1 protein-coding gene is annotated in these 1,355 nt (G+C 67.7%); it reads left to right on the top strand.

What is annotated here, in order from left to right:
• The first annotated feature begins 69 nt into the window (after positions 1–69).
• Positions 70–1,316 (top strand): IS3 family transposase gene (locus tag IR155_RS15660; protein WP_135115707.1). Its coding sequence is split into 2 segments (ribosomal slippage): positions 70–385 and positions 385–1,316, totalling 1,248 coding nucleotides; the frame shifts between segments, so codons are not numbered across the junction.
• The last annotated feature ends 39 nt before the right edge of the window (positions 1,317–1,355 follow it).

The raw sequence follows: 1,355 nt of genomic DNA, 5'->3' as shown, positions 1-1,355 counted from the left end.
TCGGGCCTTGACCCCTGATCTTGGACACGCTGATTCCAGCATGAACGCTGGGGAAGCGAGAATCCAAGGATGGCAAGGAAGAACTACACGGACGAGTTCCGGCGGCGGGCGGTGGACCTGTATGAATCGACGCCCGGTGCGACGCTCAAGGGCATCGCGGTCGATCTCGGGATTTCCCGCGGGGCGTTGAAGGAGTGGGTCGACAAGCTCGGCTCCGGGACGACCGCGAGCGGCGGCGTGGCTGTGCCGGACGGGCCGCGGCCGGAGTCGCAAGCGGCACGGGTGGCCCGGCTCGAAGCGGAGAACACGGCGCTGAAGGCGGAGGCCCGCAAGCTCGAGACGGAGCGGGACATCCTCCGTCAGGCGGCGAAGTATTTCGCCGGGGAGACGAACTGGTGAACCGCTTCCAGTTCGTCGAGGACCACAAGGACGCCTACGGCGTGAAGCGGTTGTGTGAGGTCATCGAGATCGCCCGATCCTCGTTCTACGCGTGGCTTGCAGCGGCGCCAGGACGATCCGAGCGTCAGGCCGCGGACGCGGCGTTGGTGGCACGGATCCGGGTGCTGCAGGACCCCGCCCGGGGCGGCGACCGCGCCTACGGGTCGCCGCGAATCACCGCCGACCTCAACGACGGCGTGCTCGCGCAGGAGCGGGTCAATCACAAGCGCGTCGCGCGCGTGATGCGCGAACATCAGCTCGCCGGGATCCGACTGCGGCGCCGGGTGAAGACCACGATCCCGGACCAGTCCGGGCGCCGCTTCCCGGACCTGATCGAACGCGACTTCAGCACGGGTGAGCCGAACCGCAGGTACGTGGGAGACATCACCTACTTGCCTATCGCGGACGGCACGAACCTCTACCTGGCCTCGGTGATCGATCTCGGGTCTCGCAAGCTCGCCGGCTGGCAGGTCGCTGGCCACATGCGCACCGAGCTCGTCGAGGACGCCCTCCGCGCCGCAGCCCGCGACCGTGGCAGCCTCGCCGGAGTCGTGTTCCACAGCGACCACGGCTCGGTCTACACCTCGAAGGCCTACGTGAAGCTCTGCAAACGGTTGAAGGTCACCCAGTCCATGGGCGCGATCGGGACAAGTGCCGACAACTCATTGGCGGAGAGCTTCAACGCCGCGCTGAAGCGCGAGCTCCTCGCCGGGCGCGCGGCGTTCCCTGACCAGGCCACCGCCTACCGAGCCGTGTTCCGCTGGGTGAACCGCTACAACACCCGCAGGCGCCACTCCGCGATCGGCAACATCAGCCCGAACGCCTACGAGACCGCCTACGCGGTGACCACGTCCGCTACCCTCGCGGAAGCGGCATAACCGAACCGAAACCGTGTCCACGATCAAGGGTCAAGGCCC

This window comes from Microbacterium paludicola, from assembly GCF_015235415.1.
Lineage (GTDB): Bacteria > Actinomycetota > Actinomycetes > Actinomycetales > Microbacteriaceae > Microbacterium > Microbacterium paludicola.
The sequence above is the reverse complement of the archived record's forward strand: the minus strand, read 5'-3'. Positions and strand labels throughout refer to the sequence as shown.